General features: G+C 73.2%; 16 protein-coding genes and 1 pseudogene. 9 read left to right on the forward strand and 8 right to left on the reverse strand.

The window, feature by feature from the left end; genetic code table 11:
• The first annotated feature begins 228 nt into the window (after nucleotides 1-228).
• On the forward strand, nucleotides 229-1,017 hold the full coding sequence (uppS, locus tag OG627_RS00570) for a polyprenyl diphosphate synthase (RefSeq protein ID WP_329060287.1): 789 nt from the start codon (nucleotides 229-231) through the stop codon (nucleotides 1,015-1,017).
• Nucleotides 1,018-1,125: 108 nt separating this feature from the next.
• Nucleotides 1,126-2,529 carry an oxygenase MpaB family protein gene (locus OG627_RS00575; protein ID WP_329060289.1) on the forward strand — a complete coding sequence of 468 codons (1,404 nt, stop codon included), beginning with the start codon at nucleotides 1,126-1,128 and terminating at the stop codon, nucleotides 2,527-2,529.
• A gap of 21 nt (nucleotides 2,530-2,550) precedes the next feature.
• On the opposite strand, the gene OG627_RS00580 is transcribed toward OG627_RS00575, so the two are convergent.
• The 3 genes from OG627_RS00580 to OG627_RS00590 all read right to left on the reverse strand — a co-directional run bounded on the left by OG627_RS00580 (nucleotide 2,551) and on the right by OG627_RS00590 (nucleotide 5,152).
• Nucleotides 2,551-3,378 (reverse strand): hypothetical protein, encoded by an 828-nt coding sequence (locus tag OG627_RS00580; protein WP_329060290.1) that lies wholly within the window; start codon nucleotides 3,376-3,378, stop codon nucleotides 2,551-2,553.
• On the reverse strand, nucleotides 3,375-4,634 hold the full coding sequence (locus OG627_RS00585; protein ID WP_329060292.1) for a glycosyltransferase family 4 protein: 1,260 nt from the start codon (nucleotides 4,632-4,634) through the stop codon (nucleotides 3,375-3,377). Before OG627_RS00585 ends, OG627_RS00580 begins: the two co-directional genes overlap by 4 nt.
• Before the next feature lie 74 nt (nucleotides 4,635-4,708).
• Entirely contained in the window at nucleotides 4,709-5,152 is a 444-nt protein-coding gene (locus OG627_RS00590; protein ID WP_329060294.1) for a MarR family winged helix-turn-helix transcriptional regulator, read from the reverse strand.
• Nucleotides 5,153-5,397: 245 nt separating this feature from the next.
• Between OG627_RS00590 and OG627_RS00595 the strand changes: the two genes are divergently transcribed.
• From OG627_RS00595 to pcaD, 7 genes and pseudogenes are all read left to right on the forward strand, one after another.
• Nucleotides 5,398-6,153: a CoA transferase subunit A gene (locus OG627_RS00595; protein ID WP_329060296.1), complete on the forward strand. Its 756-nt coding sequence runs from the start codon at nucleotides 5,398-5,400 to the stop codon at nucleotides 6,151-6,153.
• A complete protein-coding gene (locus tag OG627_RS00600; RefSeq protein WP_329060298.1) occupies nucleotides 6,153-6,797 on the forward strand; it encodes a CoA transferase subunit B in 645 nt (214 codons plus the stop codon). The genes OG627_RS00595 and OG627_RS00600 overlap by 1 nt, the downstream gene beginning before the upstream one ends.
• Nucleotides 6,797-8,008 (forward strand): thiolase family protein, encoded by a 1,212-nt coding sequence (locus tag OG627_RS00605; protein WP_329060300.1) that lies wholly within the window; start codon nucleotides 6,797-6,799, stop codon nucleotides 8,006-8,008. Before OG627_RS00600 ends, OG627_RS00605 begins: the two co-directional genes overlap by 1 nt.
• 108 nt (nucleotides 8,009-8,116) lie before the next feature.
• A complete protein-coding gene (gene pcaH, locus OG627_RS00610; RefSeq protein WP_329060302.1) occupies nucleotides 8,117-8,887 on the forward strand; it encodes a protocatechuate 3,4-dioxygenase subunit beta in 771 nt (256 codons plus the stop codon).
• Nucleotides 8,887-9,456, forward strand: a complete 570-nt coding sequence (pcaG, locus tag OG627_RS00615) for a protocatechuate 3,4-dioxygenase subunit alpha (RefSeq protein WP_329060304.1) — start codon at nucleotides 8,887-8,889, stop codon at nucleotides 9,454-9,456. Before pcaH ends, pcaG begins: the two co-directional genes overlap by 1 nt.
• Nucleotides 9,453-10,808 carry a 3-carboxy-cis,cis-muconate cycloisomerase gene (pcaB, locus tag OG627_RS00620; protein WP_329060306.1) on the forward strand — a complete coding sequence of 452 codons (1,356 nt, stop codon included), beginning with the start codon at nucleotides 9,453-9,455 and terminating at the stop codon, nucleotides 10,806-10,808. The genes pcaG and pcaB overlap by 4 nt, the downstream gene beginning before the upstream one ends.
• Nucleotides 10,805-11,587: pseudogene (gene pcaD, locus OG627_RS00625) on the forward strand (3-oxoadipate enol-lactonase); the annotation flags it as partial. The gene pcaB and the pseudogene pcaD, both read left to right, overlap by 4 nt.
• Before the next feature lie 47 nt (nucleotides 11,588-11,634).
• On the opposite strand, the gene OG627_RS00630 reads toward pcaD, so the two are convergent.
• From OG627_RS00630 to OG627_RS00650, 5 genes are all read right to left on the reverse strand, one after another.
• Entirely contained in the window at nucleotides 11,635-12,822 is a 1,188-nt protein-coding gene (locus OG627_RS00630; RefSeq protein WP_329060308.1) for a 4-hydroxybenzoate 3-monooxygenase, read from the reverse strand.
• Nucleotides 12,823-12,952: 130 nt separating this feature from the next.
• Nucleotides 12,953-14,134: an aldose epimerase family protein gene (locus tag OG627_RS00635; protein ID WP_329060310.1), complete on the reverse strand. Its 1,182-nt coding sequence runs from the start codon at nucleotides 14,132-14,134 to the stop codon at nucleotides 12,953-12,955.
• Nucleotides 14,135-14,214: 80 nt separating this feature from the next.
• Nucleotides 14,215-16,731 carry an alpha-L-arabinofuranosidase C-terminal domain-containing protein gene (locus OG627_RS00640; RefSeq protein WP_329060311.1) on the reverse strand — a complete coding sequence of 839 codons (2,517 nt, stop codon included), beginning with the start codon at nucleotides 16,729-16,731 and terminating at the stop codon, nucleotides 14,215-14,217.
• Nucleotides 16,732-16,929: 198 nt separating this feature from the next.
• Nucleotides 16,930-18,270: a Gfo/Idh/MocA family protein gene (locus tag OG627_RS00645; protein WP_329060313.1), complete on the reverse strand. Its 1,341-nt coding sequence runs from the start codon at nucleotides 18,268-18,270 to the stop codon at nucleotides 16,930-16,932.
• Nucleotides 18,271-18,516: 246 nt separating this feature from the next.
• Nucleotides 18,517-19,521 (reverse strand): LacI family DNA-binding transcriptional regulator, encoded by a 1,005-nt coding sequence (locus tag OG627_RS00650; RefSeq protein ID WP_329060314.1) that lies wholly within the window; start codon nucleotides 19,519-19,521, stop codon nucleotides 18,517-18,519.
• Nucleotides 19,522-19,542 lie beyond the last annotated feature (21 nt).

Consider the following 19,542-nt stretch of genomic DNA (forward strand, 5'->3'; position numbering starts at 1 on the left):
CGATCTCCCTCGCTCGGGGCGGAGGTTGCCCGCGCGTCCGGGCAGGACGAACCGCAACCGCCGCACAACTACCTGATGTTACTATTGAGGTACGGAGAGTATCCGATGCGTCCGGGCGCCGTGCCGCCCGGACGCATCGGATGCCCGCTCCCCGTATCCCGTGTTCCGTATCCCGTGTCCGTATCCCGTGTCCCGTTCACAGACGCACCGGTCGGCGAAGGTGAGCCCGTGGTGATCCCTTCTGTTCCCACTGACCCCACGGAGCGGGCCCCCGGCCCCCGGCCGTGTCCGGACGACGGGCCGCCGCCGATCCCCGACGGGCGGCTGCCCGGTCATGTCGCCGTGGTGCTCGACGGCAACGGCCGCTGGGCGACCGGGCGCGGGCTGCCGCGTACCGAGGGCCACCGCGCGGGGGCGAAGGCCGTGCTCGACACGGTCGACGGCGCGCTCCAGCTCGGGTTGCGGCATCTGTCGCTCTTCGCGTTCTCCACCGAGAACTGGCGGCGCGACCCGGCGGAGGTCGGTGAAGTGCTGCGGCTGATCAACGGGTTCGCGACGGACCACGGTGACTGGCTGGACCGGCGGGGCGTGCGGGTCACCTGGTCCGGCGGTCGCGGCCGGATGGGCGCGGGGCTGCTCGGCGACCTGGACGCCCTCCAGGAGCGGACGGCGGGAAACGCCCGGCTGGAGATGACCGTATGGCTCAACTACGGTGCCCGCGACGAACTGTGGCGGGCGGCGAGGGAGCTGGCGCGGCAGAGCGCGGAGGGCCGGATCGACCCCGCGGACATCGACGCCCGCACTTTCGCCCGCTATCTGTACCGGCCGGATCTGCCGGACGTCGATCTGTTCATCCGTACCTCCGGGGAGCAGCGGCTGAGCAACTTCCTTCTGTGGCAGAGCGCTTACGCCGAACTGCTGTTCACCGAAACCCTCTGGCCGGACTTCGGACGTCATGACCTGTGGGCGGCGACGGTGGCGTACAGCCGTCGCGAACGGCGCTTCGGCGGGCACTGATCCGACGGCCCCCGCCTGTCCCGTCCCCGTCCCGTCCCTGGCTCGTTTTTCCCGTTCCACCGTTTCCCGTTCCCCGTTCCCCGTTCCCCAACGTGTTGAGGCGGCACCATGAGCGACATCCCCGGCCAGTCGGGCCCCGGCACCGCGCCCGACGCCCTTCCGCTCCCCGGACCCGACTCGGTCGCCTGGCGGTATGTCGGGCAGTGGCGGCTGCTGACCGTCCTGGGCCGGGCCCTGGTGCTGGAGACGGCCCATCCGGTGGTGGGCGCGGGCGTCGAGGCGTTCTCGACGTACCGCTACCACCCGTGGCGCCGGGCCCAGCAGACCCTGCTCAGTCTCCAGCGGATCGTGTATCTCGACGTGCGGGGGCGGGAGAAGGAGGCGGCCAGGCTGGTGCGGCTGCACCGGCACATCAAGGGCGTGGACGGCGCGGGCCGTTCCTTCGACGCGCTCGACCCGGAGGCCAAGGCGTGGGTCCATCTCACCCTGTTCGAGGCGATCGTGACGATGTGCCGGGCCGGCGGGGATCCGCTCACGGCGCGCGACGAGGAGCTGCTGTACGAGGAGTGGCGGGCCTACGGCCGGGTGGTCGGGCTGGGTGACGAGGTGATGCCCGCCGATGTCGCCGCGTTCTGGGTGTACTTCGAGCGGATGACCAGCGAGCGGCTCGACGCCACGGGCGGGCTGCGCGGGCTGCTCTCGGCCCTGGCCGGCGACTTCCCTCCCCCGGAGCAGCTCGATTTCCTGCCCGCGCCGCTCTGGCGGGCGGTGCGCGGTACGGCGGCGCGCGCGTATGTCGACATGACGGCCGCGCTGCTCTCCCCCGCGCTGCGGGAGCGGCTCGGTCTGCGGCCGGGTCCCGCCGGGCCGGCGATCGCCGCCGTGGTGTGCCGGGCGGCCGGGCTGCTCGACCGGATCGCGCCGCCCCGGCTGCGCTACATGCCGGTGGCGGCCACGGCGATCGCCGCCGAGCTTGAACTCAGGCGCAGTCTGACGCGCCGTGCCGCGCGGCCGGCGGCAGCGGTCCCCGAGCTGTTCGACCGGATTCTGGACCAGACCGGCGACGGGTTCGTCAGCTGGGCCGATCTCGCGGCGGTGGCGCGGGTGGTGGCGGTCCGGCTGGAGGTGGACGAGGCCACGGAGACGGCCCTCTACGACGCCTTCCACACCTGGTGGCTGGAGCTGCGCGCCGGATCGGACACGGACGGCGACGGGCTGATCAGCCGGGAGGAGTACGCGCGGACGGACCCGGGCGGCGCGGCGCTGCGGGCCGCGATGGACACCGTGGCCGCCGCCGTGGACCGGGACGGCGACGGCTTCGTCGACCAGGCCGAGTACGCCCATCTGCTCGGCGGCGGTGGGCACGGGCCGGAGCTGCTGGAGAGCTTCCGGCGGCTGGACACCGACGGGGACGGCCGGGTCACGGTCGCGGAGTTCGCGGCGGGGCTCGGCGCGTTCTTCGCGGGCCGCGCCGACTCCCCGGTCGGCCGCCGCCTGCTGGGCCGGGCCTGACCGGGGAGGCGCGCGGCGCGCTCAGGCTCCGTCGACCACCACGGCGAGGTCGTTGTCGACGGTGTAGTACGGCCGTACGGTCGACCCGTCGAGATCCGCTGACGGGTAGACGAAGACGGTCTTGCGGTCCGCCACGTCGTCCAGCAGCCGGCCCAGCCGGATCCGGGGGCCGTCCGGTGCGGGGTGGACGAAGACGTCCCAGAAGGAGCGCCGCGGCTCACCGCCCGCACCGCGCTCGTCCAGCAGGTCGCGGTAGGCCGCGGTGAGGGAGAAGCCGTGGCCGCCGTCGTGGTGGACCGCGCCCTCCCGTACGGCGTGGTTCTTGCCCCGGCGGACCAGCCGCACCGTCGCACCGTCGCCGAACCGGGCGCCGAAGAGGCGTCCGCGTACCGTCATCGAGTCGCCGGAGACGCGGATCGTGTCTATCTCGGCGTGCGGGGTGCGCAGCCAGGCCCTGACGGCGAAGAAGCCGTCCTGGGTGGTGTACGGGACACGGACGGCCAGGGGCATCGGCGTGCGGCCGGGGTCGCGGACGGGCTGGAGGGCGCGCAGATCGAGCAGGCCGGGCAGGAGCCGTTGGCGTGCTTCGCCGGTCCCGTCCAGAACGTAGGCGTCCCAGCGGCCCTCGGCGAGGTGCGGGCGGGGTTCCACGACGGCGCGCCAGCGGCCCTCCGCCAGGGGGCGCAGCTCAAGCGTGTGCCCCTCGTCCCCGGGGCGGCCCTTCTTCGGGCGCGGGAGCAGCAGCAGCCGGGGGCGCTGGGCGGCTGGCAGGGCGATGTCCACGGTGAGCCGGCCCTCCCGGTCCGCCAGGCAGTCGGCGCGGGGGCTCTCGGAGCGGTCCTTGCTCATCGGCCGGCCTTTCGTATGGTGCGCACGACGGTGCTCGCGACGACCAGGGCGCCGTCCTTGACCGCGTGGCCCCGGCCGGAGAGGGGGTGGCTCGTCCGGCGGGGTGCGGCGGGGTGTCCGCCGGCGCGGGCCGCGAGCAGCTCCTCGAACAGCCGCTCGGCCTGGGCGACGACGGGGCCCGGGGCGAAGCGGCGGGAGTTCTCCAGGGCGGCGCGGCCCATCCGGCGGCGCGCCTCGTCGTCCCGTACGAGGCCGAGCAGGGCGGCGGACAGGGCGTCCCGGTCCCCCACGGGCACCAGCCGGCCGTCCACGCCGTCCGCGATGATCTCGCCGGGACCGTAGGGGCAGTCGGTGCTGACGACCGGGAGCCCGCAGCGCATGGCCTCGACGATGGTCATGCCGAAGGGCTCGAAGTCGGAGGTCGCCGCCGCGATGGATCCCTTGACCCACTGCGCCTCCATGGGAGTGGCGGCGCCCATCAGGAAAACGTTGTCGTAGAGGCCCAGCTCTTCGATGAGCCGCCGGAGTCTGTCGTGCTCCTCGCCCTTCCCGTACAGCCGCAGCCGCCAGTGGGGGTGCTCGGCGACCACCGCGGCGAACGCCTCGATGAGCAGGTCGTAGCGCTTGACGCGGACGAGCCGGCCGGCGGCGACCACGGTGTGCGACTCGCCGTCCGAGGGCGGCAGAACCGGGTCGGGCACGCTGTTGGGCAGCGCCTCCACCCGGACGCCGGGAAGCCGCGCCTTGCGCCGGTAGGCCGCCGCGTCCGCCTCCGTGACGGTGGTCAGCGCGTCCAGCCGGGGATAGGCGCGGCGCAGCGCCGTGCGCAGCCTCGGTGAGTGGCGGTCGAGCGTGAGATGTTCCTGTCCGACCCGCACGGTGTGCGGCGGCGCCTGGAGGGCGAGGTGGACGTTGAGACCGGGCCGCGTCCCCACCAGGACGTCGGCGTCCGTCTCCGCGAGGAACGCGGCGATCCGCCGGTCGGTGAGCCGGCTGTACTGACCGTAGCGGCGCTCGGCGGCCGGGAAGACCGTGGCCGGGCGCAGATGGTCGGGGTGGTCCTCCTCGTGGCGCAGATCCACCAGAGCCCGCAGCCGCACCCTCGGGTCGGGGGTGAGGTGGGGCGTCTCCCGGTGCCGGAGGACGGAGACGACGTCCACCTCGTGCCGGTCCGCGAGGGCTCGGGCCAGATTGAAGGTGGTGGTGATCGTGCCCCCGATCCCGTACGCGTTGTGAATCAGAAAGGAAATCCTCATGACGGCGTAGACACTCCCCGGGCCCCGAACGTTGCACACGTTACGGCTTCGTGAGACAACGCGCCGGTCAGAGGTCACCCGGGGTCGCGGAGCGCCTCCGCCGCGTCGGAGACCCGGCGCAGCAGGTCGAGGAGGAGGTGCTGTTCATCGGCGGAGAGCGGGCCGAGGAAGACCTGGTTCATCCGGGCGGTGCGCACGGTCAGTCTGCGGTGGGTCCGGTCGCCCTCGTCGGTGAGGCGCAGCAGGAAGCGGCGGCCGTCCCGGGGGTCGCGGGCCTTGGCGAGCAGGCCCCGGCGGTCCAGTCTGCTGATGACCTCGGCGATGGTCGAGCGGTCCAGGCCCACGCGTGCGCCGACGGTGCGCTGGTCGAGGCCGGGTTCGGCGACGAGGGCGTTGAGGACGGCGTACTGGGGGGAGGTGATCTCCTCGGAGACCATGGCGTTCCACAGGAGGTGGTGCGCCTGCTGGAGACGCCGGGCCAGATGCCCCGGATGCGTGGTCAGGTCCACCGCCGCCATGCGCGTTCCTCGTTCCCGTTCCTCGGCATATTCGTATGTGTACTGAGCGATCGTCACCCGCGCTCGCCCTGTTGTCGAGCGTACCGGTCTGTTCTTACGGTCCGTGCAGAGGGTATTGACGAGGTCGCAGGCGGGTGGCAGCGTGAGCGAAACCTCGCCGGAACAGTCAGTGCGCTGACTATTCGGCCGCACAGGCTCTGGCTCGTCGAGGGGTGCGCAGCGCCCGGGAGAGAGGGACCTCACGCATGGACAAGGTGGTCGCCACCGCCGCCGAGGCGGTGGCCGATGTCCGGGACGGGGTGTCGCTGGCCGTGGGCGGCTTCGGGCTGAGCGGTGTGCCGAACGAGCTGATCAAGGCGTTGCACCGGCTCGGGGTCCGCCGCCTCGACGTGGTGTCCAACAACTGCGGTGCGCTGGAGTCGGGGCTCGCGCGCCTGCTGGCGGCCGGCCGCATCGCCCGGGTGACCGGCTCGTACATCGGGGCGAACAAGGAGTTCGCCCGGCAGTATCTGGCCGGTGAGATCGAGGTCGAGATGATCCCGCAGGGCACGCTGGCCGAACGGCTGCGGGCCGGCGGCTGCGGCATCCCCGCCTTCTACACCCCGGCCGGTGTGGGCACCCTGGTCGCCGAGGGCGGGCTGCCCTGGCGTTACGACGGGCGGGGCGGGGTCGCGGTCGCCTCGCCGCCCAAGGAGGTGCGCGAGTTCGACGGGACGCGCTACGTCCTGGAGCGCTCCATCCGTACCGACTTCGCGCTGGTGCGCGCCGCCCGGGGCGACCGGCACGGGAACCTCGTCTTCAACAAGTCGAGCCGCAACTTCAACCCGCTGGCCGCCATGGCGGGGCGGGTGACGGTGGCCGAGGTGGAGGAGCTGGTGGAACCGGGCGCGATCGATCCGGACGAGGTGCATCTGCCCGGCATCTTCGTGCGGCGCGTCGTCGCGCTCACCCCGGAGCAGGCGGCCGACAAGGGCGTCGAGAACAGGACGGTGACCGGCTGATGGCCTGGACCAGGCAGGAGATGGCAGCTCGCGCGGCGCGCGAGCTGCCCGACGGGAGTTACGTCAATCTCGGCATCGGGCTGCCGACGCTGATACCCAACTTCCTGCCCGAGGGCGTGGAGGTCGTCCTGGAGTCGGAGAACGGCGTCCTCGGGGTGGGCCCCTACCCCCGCGAGGACGAGGTCGATCCCGATCTGATCAACGCGGGCAAGGAGACCGTCACCGTCCTGCCGGGCGCCTCCTTCTTCGACTCCTCGCTCTCCTTCGGGATGATCCGCGGGGGCCATGTCGATGTGGCGGTGCTGGGCGCGATGCAGGTCTCGGCCCGGGGCGATCTGGCCAACTGGGCGGTGCCCGGCAAGATGATCACGGGGATCGGCGGTGCGATGGACCTGGTGCACGGCGCCCGTACGGTGATCGCCGTGATGACCCACACGGCCAGGGACGGCGGTGCGAAGATCCTCCAGGAGTGCACCCTGCCGCTCACCGGCAGGGCCTGTGTGGACCGGATCGTCACCGACCTCGGCGTCCTCGATGTCACCCCGGACGGTCTGCTGCTGGTGGAGTGCGCGCCGGGGGTGCCCGCGGCCGAGGTCGCGGGCAGAACCGCGGCGCGCCTACGTATCGCCGAAGGAGTCAACTGATGCCGCAGTCCCGTGAGGTCTTTGTCGTCGACGCGGTGCGCACGCCGATCGGCAAGTACGCCGGAGGGCTCGGGAGCGTACGGCCGGACGACCTGGGCGCCCACGCGATCCGCGCGCTGCTCGCCCGTACCCCGGAGCTGGATCCCGCGCTGATCGGCGATGTGTACTTCGGCAACGCCAATGGCGCGGGCGAGGAGAACCGCAATGTCGGCCGGATGGCCGGGCTGCTGGCGGGGCTGCCGGTGACCGTGCCCGGTGTCACCGTCAACCGGCTGTGCGCCTCCGGCCTGGAGGCCGTCGTCCAGGCGGCGCGGGCCATCGCGCTCGGGGATCTCTCCGTGGCCGTGGCGGGCGGTGTCGAGTCGATGACCCGCGCCCCCTACGTGCTGCCGAAGAACGACCGCCCCTTCCCGGCCGGCCACCCCGAGGTGTTCTCCACCACGCTGGGCTGGCGCATGGTCAACCCGAGGATGGCGCCGCAGTGGACCGTGCCGCTCGGGGAGAGCGCCGAACTCGTCGCGGAGAAGCACGGGATCACCCGCGAGCGGCAGGACGCCTTCGCGCTGGACAGCCACCGAAAGGCGGCACAAGCCTGGCGGGAGGGCCTGTTCGACGCCGAGGTGGTGCCGGTCCAGGTGGAGCGGCGCAAGGGCGGGCCGGTCCTCTTCGACCGTGACGAGTGTGTACGGTCCGACGCGTCGGCGCAGGCGCTGGCCGCGCTGCGGCCGGCGTTCCGGGAGAGCGGCGGAACGGTCACGGCGGGCAGTTCCTCGCCGCTGAACGACGGAGCGGCGGCGCTGCTGCTCACCGACGAGGCGGGGCTCAGGGCGACCGGCCGTGAACCGCTCGCCCGGATCTCCGCGTCCGGTGTGGCCGCCCTGGAGCCGCACTACTTCGGGCTGGCGCCCGTCGAGGCCGTGCGCCTCGCCCTGGCGAAGGCGGGCCGTACCTTCGGCGAGCTGGCGACGCTGGAGCTGAACGAGGCGTTCGCCGCGCAGGTGCTCGGCTGTGTCGCCGAGTGGCCGGACCTCGATCCGGCGATCCTCAACCCGCGCGGGGGCGCCATCGCCCTCGGCCATCCGCTGGGCGCCTCCGGGGCCCGGCTCGCCGGTACGGTCGCCCACCAGCTCGCGGCGCGGGGCTCGGGGACCGGGGTGGCCGCCCTCTGCATCGGCGTGGGCCAGGGCCTCGCCCTCGTACTCGAACGCTGACCCGCCGCACGTAGCCCGCAGCCCGTAGCCCGTAGCCCGCAGCCCGTAGCCGCCAACGGCGCCGCCGCCGCACGTACTCCACGTCCCCCGTACTCATGGAGCCGTCCCATGACCAGCACCCCCGCCCTGCCCGACGGGCTCAGCCAGCACGAGATCGACCTCGCGGTCGCGAAAGCGCGGGCCGCTTCGGCCGGCGGGCACCATCCGCCGCGCGACTACCCCCCGTACCGCAGCACCCGGCTGCGCCATCCCCGGCGGCCCCTGATACCGCTGCGCGACCCCGAGGCGGTGGAGCTGTCGGGGCCCGCGTTCGGCGTCACCGACATCACCGCTCTCGACCGCGATCTGACCGCCCATCATCCGGGCGAGCCGCTCGGCGAGCGGATCACCGTCACCGGCCGGGTGCTCGACCGCTCCGGGCGGCCGGTGCGCGGGCAGCTCGTGGAGCTGTGGCAGGCCAACGCCTCCGGGCGGTACGCCCATCAGCTCGACCGGCATCCGGCGCCGCTGGACCCCAACTTCACCGGTTTCGGGCGGTGTCTGACGGACGACGAGGGCGGCTACGCCTTCACGACCGTCAAACCGGGCGCGTATCCGTGGCGCAACCACGTCAACGCCTGGCGCCCCGCGCATCTGCACTTCTCGGTGTTCGGCACGGCGTTCGCGCAGCGTCTCGTGACCCAGATGTACTTCCCCGGCGATCCGGTCATCCCCCACGACCCGGTCCTCCAGTCGGTGAGCGACGCGGCGGCGCGCGAGCGGCTGATCGCGACGTACGACCACGCCCTGTCCGTGCCCGAACGGTCCCTCGGCTACCACTGGGACATCGTCCTGGACGGCCCGTCCGCCACCCTCTTCGAGGAAGGCCACGACCTCTGATGTCCCTCGCGCCCACCCCCTCCCAGACCGTCGGCCCGTTCTACGGGTACGCGCTGCCCTTCCCCGGCGGCGGCGAGGTAGCCCCGGCCGGCCATCCCGACACCATCACCCTGCACGGGTACGTCGTCGACGGCGCGGGCGATCCGGTGCCCGACGCGCTGGTGGAGACCTGGCAGCCCGCGCCCGACGGCTCGCGCGCGGGCCGGCCGGGATCGCTGCGGCGCGATCCGGTCGACGGGCGGGTCATCGGCCGCGACGGGGTCGCCTTCACCGGCTTCGCGCGGGTGCCCACGGACACGGACGGACACTGGGCCGTCCGTACGCTGCCGCCGGGCGGCGTCCCCTACATCGCGGTCGCGGTCTTCGCGCGGGGGCTGCTGCACCATCTGTACACGCGCGCGTATCTGCCCGCCTGCCTGGCGGGCAGGGGCGACCCCCTGCTCGACTCGCTGGAGCCGGACCGCCGCGCCACACTGCTCGCCGCCGCCGATCCCGGGGCGCCGGGCACCCACCGTTTCGACATCCGCCTTCAGGGCGAGGGCGAGACGGCCTTCCTGGAGTTCGGGTGAGCGCCGGCCGGCCGGACGATCCGCTCGACGCCGGGCTGCTCGCCCCCGGGCGGGCGGGCACCCGCGCCGAGGCGGCCACCGGTGACCGGGCCTTCCTCCAGGCGATGCTGGACGCCGAGGCCGCGCTGACCCGGGCCCAGGCGGGTCTGGGGCTGGCTCCGGCGCGGGCGGCGCGGGACATCACCGGGGCGGCCGACGCGGACGGGTACGACCTGCGCTCCCTCGCGCTGCGCGGCCGGGAGGGCGGCAATCCCGTGATCCCCCTGGTCGCCGATCTCACCGCGGCCGTGCCGCCCGAGGCAGCGCCCTACGTCCACCGGGGCGCGACCAGTCAGGACATCCTGGACACGGCGGCCATGCTGGTGGCCGCCCGGACGCTCGACACGGTGCTGACGGACCTCGGCCGCGCCGAACGGTCGCTGGCCCGGCTCGCGGCGGCGCACCGGGACACGGTGATGCCGGGGCGCACCCTCACCCAGCACGCGGTTCCGACGACCTTCGGCCTCAAGGCGGCGGGCTGGCGGAGCCTGGTGCTGGACGCCCGCGACCGGCTGCGTGCGGTACGCGGCTCGCTCCCCGTCCAACTGGGCGGCGCGGCGGGCACGTTGGCCGCATTCGAGGCGTACGGCGCGGACGGACCGGCGCTGACCGGGGCCTTCGCGCGGGAACTCGCCCTGGCGGAGCCGGTGCTGCCCTGGCACACCCTGCGTACCCCGGTCGCCGATCTCGCGGGGGCGCTCGCCTTCACCGCGGGCGCGCTCGGCAAGACGGCGGCCGATGTGCTGGTCCTCTCCCGTACCGAGATCGCGGAGCTGTCCGAGGGCGCCGGCGGCCCGTCCTCCGCGATGCCGCACAAGGCCAATCCGGTACGGGCCACACTGATCGCCGCCGCGGCTCGCCGGGCCCCCGCGCAGGCGGCCACGCTCTACGCGTCGATGGCCGCCGAGGACGAACGGCCCGCGGGTGCCTGGCACGCCGAGTGGGAGCCCCTGCGCGACCTGCTGCGGCTGGTCGGGGGCGCCGCGCACGACGCGGCGGAGCTGGCCGGGGGCCTGCGGGTCCATCCCGAGGCGATGGCCGCGCATCTGCGCCTCACTGGCGGTCTGCTGGTCTCCGAGCGGCTGGCCGCCGTGCTCACGCCCCGCCTGGGCCGCGCCCGCGCGAAGGAGCTGCTGACCGAGGCGGCGCGGCTGGCCCGGGACGGGGGCCGGTCGCTCGGGGAGATCCTCGCGGCCGAGCCCGGCCTCGAAGACCTGGCCGGTGAGGGCCTCGATCCGGACGGGCTGACCGATCCCACCCGGTACACCGGCAGCGCCGGAGCCCTCACCGACCGCGCGCTGGAGCGATCATGACCGTACGGAACCCGACGGCCCCCGGGCCTGTCCCGGCGCTGCCGCACCATCGCGCCGAGGGGCCCGGCTCCGCTCCCCCGCTGCTGCTCGGGCCGTCCCTGGGCACCTCCACCGCCCTGTGGGACGCGGTCGCGCCCGAACTGGTCCCCGCGCACCGGGTGGTGCGCTGGGACCTGCCCGGCCACGGCGGCTCCGCCGCGGATCTGATCGGTCCCGGCGCGAGCGTCGCCGATCTGGCGGACCTCGTGCTGGCGCTGGCCGACTCGCTCTCGCTCGACCGGTTCGCGTACGCCGGGGTGTCGCTCGGCGGGGCGGTGGGGCTGCATCTGGCCGCCCACTTCCCCGAGCGGGTGACGAGCCTGGCCGTGGTGTGCTCGTCGGCGCACTTCGGCGGGCCGGAGCCCTGGGAGGAGCGGGCCGCGCTGGTACGGCGCGAGGGCATGGAGGCGATCGCGCGTGCGGCGCCGGCGCGCTGGTTCACGCCCGGCTTCAGCGCGCCGGGGCTGGTCGCGGAGGTACGGGGCGTCGATCCGGCCGGGTACGCGGCGTGCTGCGACGCGCTGGCCGCGTACGACATCCGGGACCGGCTCGGCACCATCGCCGTGCCCACGCTGGTGCTGGCGGGCCGTGACGCCCCGGTGACCCCGCCCGCGCACGCCCGGGAGATCGCCGACGCGGTGCCGGGCGCCACGCTCATGGAGCTGGCGCGCGCCTCGCATCTGGCGCCCGCCGAGCGCCCGGGGGCCGTGACCGGCGCGCTGCGGGCGCACTTCACCGGGGACCCGGGCGGGCCCGGTGCGTCCGGTGGGTCCGGTGCGTCCGGCCGTCAGTCCGGGGGCGGGCCCACGTAGTTCTCGGCGAGTTCGGCGCGGGCGGCCCGGGAGGCGGCGATGCGGTCCAGCCGGGAGAGCTGGAGCCGGGCGCCGAAGCCGGAATCGCCGGGGTCGGTGTGGAGCATGGTGGTCATGGAGTACGAGAAGTGCTGGGCGCGCCAGATCCGGCCGAGGCGGCTGTCCGAGTAGGCGGCCAGCGCCCGGTCCGTACCGTCCGCGTAGCGCAGGGCGAAGGCCCGGGCCAGCTCGATGACGTCGCCGGCCGCCAGGTTGAGGCCCTTGGCGCCGGTGGGCGGGACGATGTGGGCGGCGTCGCCCGCGAGGAAGATGCTCCCGTAGCGCATCGGCTCGGTGACGGAGCCGCGCATCGGCAGGACCGACTTCTGGGTGAGGGGTCCACGCCGGAGCGTCCAGTCACCGTCGACGGCGAATCTGGCGTCCAGTTCGTCCCAGATCCGCTCGTCGCTCCAGTCGGCGGGGTCCGTGCCGTTCGCCACCTGGAGGTAGAGGCGCGAGACGGTGGCGGAGCGCAGGGAGTGCAGCGCGAAGCCGCGCGGTGAGTGCGCGTAGATCAACTCGTCGCAGGAGGGCGGGACATCGGCCAGCACGCCCAGCCAGGAGTACGGGTAGAGCCGCTCGTAGGTGGTGCGCGCCGACGCGGGGACCGCGGCGCGGACGATGCCGTGGAAGCCGTCGCAGCCCACCACGTAGTCGCAGGCCAGGGTCTGTTCCCGGCCCTCGTGTCGGTAGGTCACGACGGGACGGCCGGTGTCAGCGCCGGTCACGGCGAGGGCCGGGGCGGCGAAGGCGAGGGGGACGCCGGAGGCGAGGTTGAGCGCGATCAGGTCCTTGACCACCTCGGTCTGCGCGTACACCCAGACCCGGCGGCCACCGGTCAGGGAGGGGAAGTCGATCCGCTGCGCGCGGCGGTTCCAGCGCAGCTCGATCCCGTCGTGCGCCAGGCCCTCGCGCTCCAGCCGGTCGGCGGCGCCGCAGCCGCGCAGGGCGTCCACGGTGGCCTGTTCCAGGATTCCGGCGCGCTGGCGCCGCTCCACGTAGGCCCGCTCCCGGCTCTCCAGGACGACGCAGTCGACGCCCGCCCGGTGCAGCAGCCGGGCCAGCAGCAGACCGGCCGGGCCGGCCCCGACGACGCCCACGCGGGTGCGGGAGGGAAGCCGCATGCGGACACTCCTTGTTCCGGTCCGGGAAGAACACGTCCGTTCCGCAGTGTGCGCCCGTGGGCGCCCGGTGAAACATGGTGCGCCCCGGCCGGGCTCCGTACGGCGGTACGGAGCCCGGCCGGGGCGGCGCTCAGGCGGTGAAGGTGTGTTCGGTGGTGGACCGGTAGGTCGCGCCGGGGCGCAGCACCGTCGAGGGGAACGACGGCTGGTTCGGGGAGTCCGGGAAGTGCTGGGTCTCCAGGCACATGCCGTCGCCCTGCCGGTAGATCCGGCCGGAGGTGCCGATCAGGGTGCCGACGACGAAGTTGCCGGAGTAGAACTGCACTCCGGGCTCGGTGGTGGCGAGCCGCAGGGTACGGCCCGAGCCGGGGTCGCGGAGGGTGGCGGCGGGCCGGGCCGAGGCGGTGACTCCCTTGTCGAGGACCCAGTTGTGGTCGAAGCCCTGGCCGCGCAGCAGTTGGGGATGGCCGGTGCGGATGTCGCGGCCCACCGCCTTGCCGCCCCGGAAGTCGAAGGGGGTTCCGGCGACCTTCGCCAGTTCGCCGGTGGGGATCAGGGTGGTGTCGACGGGGGTGTAGCGGGAGGCGTCGAGGGTCAGTTCATGACCGTACACATCGCCGCTTCCCTCGCCCGCGAGGTTGAAGTAGGTGTGGTTGGTGAGGTTGACGACGGTGGGCCGGTCGGTGGTGGCCGCGTAGTCGATGCGCCAGGTGCCGCGCGGGGTCAGGGTGTAGGTCACCTTCACCCGCAGGGTGCCGGGGTAGCCCATCTCGCCGTCCGGGCTGACCCGGGACAGCACGAGGCCGACGCCGGTGGCGGCGCTGAACGGCTCGACGTCCCAGACTCGGGTGTCGAAGCCCTTCGTGCCGCCGTGCAGGCTGTTCGGCCCGTCGTTGAGCGGGAGTTGGTAGGTGCGGCCGTCGAGGGTGAAGCGGCCGCCGGCGATGCGGTTGCCGTACCGGCCGATGAGCGCGCCGAAGAAGGTGGTCGCCGTCAGATAATCGTCGAGGTTGTCGAAGCCCAGGGAGACGTTGGCGTACCGGCCGCGCCGGTCGGGGATCTCCAGGGACTGGACGATGCCGCCGTAGCTGAGGACGCGCAGCCGGGTGCCGCCGTTCTCCAGTGTCCAGCGGTGGACCTTGGTGCCGTCCGGGAGCCTGCCGAACAGCTCGCGCGTCGGGCTCGCGCCCGCGCGGCCGGACGCGGAGGCGCTCGCGGTTCCCGCCATGGCGGCGCTCAGTCCGACGGCCGCCGCGCCCGCCAGCACGGTGCGTCTGGTGGTGGGGCCCGTCAGCGGTGATTCAGTGTTCATACGTGCGGCTCCTGCCGTTGGGGAAGCCGGACCATTCGGTGATCCGGCTTCGGGGTGCGGGTATATGACGATGCGTCAGCTCATTGGGTCCTGACGCGCAGGAAGGTGATCGAGTTCGGTGGGAAGGTGTGGGTGAAGGTGGCCGCCACGCCTGTCAGTGTGGAGGTGCGCGGGGCGATGGGCCGGTCGTCCGCGGTGTTCACCGCGTCCGGGCTGCCGCTGAGGGTGGTGACGCGGGCGGTCGGTGCGACCCTGGTCGCCCGGCCGAGGTCGATCGCGGTACGGGCGGCGGCGTCCTGGGCGTTGACGACCTTGACGACGAGGTCCTTGCCGTCCCGGGTGACGACCTGGCGGAAGGGCTCGGCGACCTTGTCGTCGGTGAAGCTCCCCCACTTCCTGTCGTCGAGGTAGAGGGTGACCTGACGGCCCCTCACCTCGACGCGGACGTCGTAGGTCCGGCCGGTCTCGATGCTGGTGCCGTCGGAGACCATGGTCCGCTTGGCGCCGCCGACCGACTTCTCGACGGCGGACTGGGTGTTGTTCCAGCCGCCCAGGTTCCACCAGTAGTGGTTTCCGGTGTCCTTGACGCCGAAGGCGATCAGGAAGCCCTCCTCGCCGGAGAGCTTGGTGGCCTTCGTCCGCAGGTCGTAGTCGTGCCAGGCCGGGTCGCCCGCCGTGACGAGGGTGTTCTCCGCGGTGGCGTCGGACTGTACGTACCGTCCGTCCTGGACCGTCCAGCTGCCGGTGCCGGTCGCCCGGGTCCACCGGGAGTCACCGGCCGAGAAGTCGTCGGAGAACAGGGGCGTGCCGTCGGCGGCGGTGACGCTCACGTCGTCGTAGGCGGCGCTGGTGGCCCAGGTGGAGAGGCCGATCGCGCCCTCGATCGGGCCGGAGAGGGCCGGGGTGGCGCTGGAGGTGCTGGGGACGACGCGGTCGCCGGTGTTGGTCATGAACAGCTTCTGCGTCTCGTAGCTCGTGGAGCCCCATGACCGGGTGCTGTCGAACCAGATCATGTCGGGCCGCCACTGCACGGCGGTGGTGCTGGCGAGCAGCGGGGCATACGAGGCGAGCTTGACGACGTCGGCGTTGCGTTCCAGGCCGGTCATGAAGGCCGCTTCGGAGAGGGCGTTGCGGAAGCGGTTGTCCTGGGAGGCGTACTCGCCGAGGAAGACCTTCGGCCCGGAGCGGTCGTAGGAGTCGTAGCGGTCGTTGTTCTCCAGGAACCACTGCGGGCTCTTGTAGTAGTGCTCGTCGACCATGGCCACGCCGGCGTCCCGGTTGAGCTGCCAGGCCCGGTCGAAGGTGGCGCCACTGGCATCGGGGCCGGAGTTGGAGATCACCGTGATGTCCGGGTGGCGGGCCTCGACGGCCTCGCGGAACTCCACGAAGCGCTCGAAGAAGGCGTCGGGCAGGTTCTCCTCGTTGCCCACCTCGATGTGGGTGAGACCGAAGGGCTCGGGGTGGCCCATCCGCGCGCGCTTGCCGCCCCACTCCGAGGTCGCCGGGCCGTTGGCGAACTCGATGAGGTCGAGGGTGTCCTGGATGTGGCGCCGCAGCAGGACGGGGTCGTCGGTGGCCCGGTTCTGTCCGCATCCGGTGACGAGCGCGGGGACGACGGGCAGGGCCATCGCGCCGATGTCCTCGGAGTACTGGAAGTACTCGTAGTAGCCGAGGCCGTAACTCTGGTTGTACCCCCAGAAGTTGGCGTTGGTCGCGCGTTCCTCGACCGGACCGATGGTGTCCTTCCACTGGTACGAGCGCTTGCGCTGCCAGCCGGAGGCCGCGTCGTACCCCTCGTGGCTGCCGGTGTTGACCAGGCAGCCGCCGGGGAAGCGGACGAATCCGGGGCGCAGGGCGGCGATCTTCTCGGCGAGGTCCTCGCGCAGACCGCCGGGCCGGCCCTTGTAGGTGTCCCGGGGGAAGAGGGAGACCATGTCGAGGCGTACGGTCCCGGTGCCGCCGGCGGTGAGGGCGAGGCGTCCGGTGGTGCTGGTGGCGGTGGCGGTGAGGGTGCCGGTGTACTTGGCCCACCGGTCGCCGCGCGCGGTGACGCGCAGTGGGTTCGCGAGCGCGACGCCGTCGGCGGAGCGCAGGGCGAGGGTGAGCGGGGTGCCGGCCGCGCGGTCGGTGCGGGCCCGGACGGAGAAGTCGTAGCGCTTGCCCTCGGTCACCGGGATCCCGGCGCTGTAGCCGGAGTTGACGACGCCGGTGCCGGTCGTGGTGCCGTCGGGGCGCAGCCGGAGGTAGGTGCGGTTGCGGGCGTTGAGCCGGCCGTCGTCGGAGACCGCGGCGGCCTCGCCGGTGCCGGTGGGGGTCCACGCGGTCATCGGGGTGTAGGAGGCGTTGTCGGCGGTGCTGTACTCGAAGGACCGGTTCTGGACGAGTTCGGCGTACAGACCGCCGTCGGCGGCGCGGTTGATGTCCTCGAAGAAGACGCCGTACATGGTGTCGTCGATCTTCGGCCCCTGACGGGACGTGTCGACGGCCAGGGTGTAGTCGGTGGTGTCCTGCGCGGCGTTCGCGGGTGCCTGGAGCGAACCGGCCGTCACCAGGATCGCCGCGGCCGTGAGAGCCAGTCTCCAACGCGTGCGGGGCATAGTCTGCTTGGCTCCTCGTTCGATATATCGGACGATGGTCAGAACCTCGAACGGAAAGATAGGGAGCGGCGCCGGGGGCGTCAATGGTTGGCGCAGCGGGGACCGGCACGGAAACACAACGCGGCGGCCCCGCCGGGCGCGTGGGACGCGCGGGCGGGGCCGCCGGAAAGGGGGTGGGTGGGCGCGCGGGCGCGCGGCTCAGATGTCCAGCAAGTCCTTTGCGCGGACCGGCAGTCCGGTGACGAAGGACTCGTTCGCGGCCAGGCCGGTGACCAGCGAGCGGGCCCCGTCGGTGGCATCGGCGGCGCGTCCCAGGGCGTCCGTCGCGCCGGGCTCCCGCTCCCCGAAGAGGTCAGCGAGCATGCGCGCGTCGCCGCCGCCGTGGCCGCCCTCGCCGGTGACGACCTTCACCTCGCGCGGTTCCTCCCAGAACCGGCGCAGCGTCAGCTCCGTACGCCCGGCCTCGTCCCCCACGGCGGCGCCGTGCATCACCGCGCTCGTACCGGCGGTGCGGGCGGCGGGCCGGGTCCAGGTCGACTCCTCGACCAGCAGTTCGAGACGGCCCTCGCTGCCGTTGAAGGCGATCCGGTAGCCCTCCCAGGGGGCGTACGCGGTGAGGTGGTAGCTCAGGGTGGCGCCGGAGGCGTAGCGCACGAGGACGGCCATGTCGTCCTCGATGCTCACGCCGGGGCCGAACACGTTCTGGTCGCGGTGGTAGCCGTCCTCGGCCTCGGCGTCGAGGTAGAGCGCGGTGAGGACGGAGGAGTCCGCCAGGTGGACGGCGAAGGGGTCGTCGGCGGCGGCCGGGGAGCCGTGCGCGCGGGTGTAGTCGCGGGCCAGGCCGCGGCGGCGGCCTGCTTCTTCGCCGTAGAAGAACAGCCCGCCCTGGGCGAACACCGTCTCGGGGGCCGTGCCCAGCCACCAGTTGACCAGGTCGAAGTGGTGGGTGGCCTTGTGCACCATCAGGCCGCCGGAGTTGGCCTTGTCGCGGTGCCAGCGGCGGAAGTAGTCGGCGCCGTGCCGCAGATCGAGCAGCCACTCGAAGTGCACCGAGCCGACCTCGCCGATCCGGCCGGCGGCGAGGGTCTCCCGCACGGCGGCGTGCACCGGGTTGTACCGGTAGTTGAAGGCCACCCGCACCTCGCGGCCGGTGCGGCGCTGGGCGTCCAGGATGCGGCGGGCCCGCGCGGCGTCCGTGGTCATCGGCTTCTCGGTCACCACGTCGCAGCCTGCCTCCAGGGCCCGCACGATGTAGTCGTCGTGGGTGCGGTCCACGCCGCACACGACGACGAGGTCGACGCGCTCGCGGCGCAGCATCTCGTCGAACTCTTCGGCGGCGTAGGCGGGTACGGGCGGACGGCCCGGCCGGGCGGCGGCGATCCAGCCGTTGTGGACGGCCATGCGGTGCGTGTTGACGTCGCAGAGGCCGACCAGTTCGACGCGGTCCGCGTACGGTCCGCCGATCGCCTCGGTGTAGAGCTGGGCACGGGCGCCCAGCCCCACGACGGCGCAGCGCCGGCGTGCGGTGTCGGGGGACATGCGGGAACTCCGATCGGTGGACGGACAGCGGGGCGCGCTGCTGAATGACGGGGCGGTGCGGCAACGATTGCATGCCACCAGGGGATCGACAAGAGGCCGCCGCGGACTATGTAATTACATTTGATCCGGGAGATTTCATTGACTGGGATACGACTGCGGGCGTAACTTCCCGGCCAGTTGGAAACAGACTGGCAACGTTTGCAGCCGCCCGCTGCGCGTCGAGTGAAAGGCCGAGATGTGCCGAGGTCAGCCGCGTTCGAGGGCGGCCGTCGACCCCCGTACGACCAGGTGGGTCGGCAGCACCCGCTGAAGGGGCGGCGCGCCGTCGACGACGGGCGTGCCCAGCATGCGGAAGAGCAGATCGACGGCGGCCCTGGAGCCGTGCGACTTCGGGACCGAGACGGTGGTCAGGGGTGGCGCGGCCATGCCCGACAGGGCGATGTCGTCGCAGCCGACCACGCTCATCTCGTCCGGCACCCGGACCCCGCGCGCGGTGAAGCGGCTGATCAGGCCGAAGGCGACGATGTCGTTGAAGGCCACCACCGCGCTCGCCCCGCTGGCCAGCACCACGTCGGCGGCTCCGGTGATCCCGCCGTCGAAGTGGGGGGCGACGCTGCCCACCCTGACGATGTCGAGCAGGCCGGACTCGGCCACCGCCTCGATCCCGGCGGCGCGTTCCTTCGCGGCCCAGGTGGAGCGCGGGCCGCCCACGTACGCGACCCGGCGGTGGCCCAGCGCGTGCAGATGGGTCAGCGCGTCGGTCATCCCCTCCATCAGGTCCGCGGTGACGCTGGCGAACCCGGGCTCCTTGCGGTGGAGCAGCACGATCGGCTTGTCGGTGAGTCCGGGCAGGGAGGCCAGTTCCTCGCTGCTGAGGTGGGGCGAGCAGAGCAGGATGCCGTCGACCTGCGGGGCGAGGGTACGGATCGCGTCCAGCTCCAGACCCTCGTCGCGTTCGGCGTCGCTGACGAACACCGCGTGGCCGAGCCCCCGGGCGCGGGCCTGCACCCCTTTGCAGATATCCGCGAAGAAAGGGTTCAGCAGGTCGGGGACGATCAGACCCAGATGGCCCGTGCGCCCGGTGATCAGGCCGCGCGCGGCCGGGTTGGGCTGATAACCGAGCCGGTCGGCGGCGGCCCTGACCCGCTCGCGGGTCACCGCGCTGACCGTTCCGCCGGACGCCAGCGCCCGCGACACGGTGGACGGGGAGACCCCCGCCGCCTTGGCTACCTCTCGAATCGTCACCTGCACGCCCCGAGGTTGACACCCCGG

This window comes from Streptomyces sp. NBC_01429, assembly GCF_036231945.1.
Taxonomy (GTDB): domain Bacteria; phylum Actinomycetota; class Actinomycetes; order Streptomycetales; family Streptomycetaceae; genus Streptomyces.